General features: G+C 44.3%; 1 protein-coding gene. It reads right to left on the reverse strand.

Annotated elements, in window-relative coordinates:
* A partial coding sequence (locus CES81_RS13065) for a helix-turn-helix domain-containing protein (protein WP_180949822.1) occupies positions 1–429 on the reverse strand: 429 nt, incomplete at both ends.

Genomic DNA, 429 nt, shown 5'->3' on the forward strand with positions numbered 1-429 from the left:
ATGATTTGAGTCGTTAACCTACCTGGCAACGTCGTTACCAGGTGGTGAGCCAATGCAGCGCAACAGATAAATGACATGTGATGATTAGCTGAACGAAACTCGTCAAAACAGAGTTGAGTTGGTAATTCTTTAAGGCGATAAGGACGCTGGGCGTGTTCATTAATGATCCGACTTACGCTCGCATCAGAGATTCCCAGCAGTTTAGCTATTTCGGTGGCCGTTAATGAATCTTTAGCCAGTTCCATCACTGCTTGGTGAACCGCCGGAGTCAATGTGTGATTAAAGAATAAATTGGATGATGTGGCACCGCAAGTGGTGCCACAAGTTTTACACAGATAACGCTGTTTACGAAGCTTTAACACGTACTTACCGCCGTTAACAGGTGCCAATCGGGCATTAACCTGATGAGTACCATTCTTAATTAAAGTT

This window comes from Secundilactobacillus pentosiphilus (genome assembly GCF_002217985.1).
In the GTDB taxonomy this organism is placed as follows: domain Bacteria; phylum Bacillota; class Bacilli; order Lactobacillales; family Lactobacillaceae; genus Secundilactobacillus; species Secundilactobacillus pentosiphilus.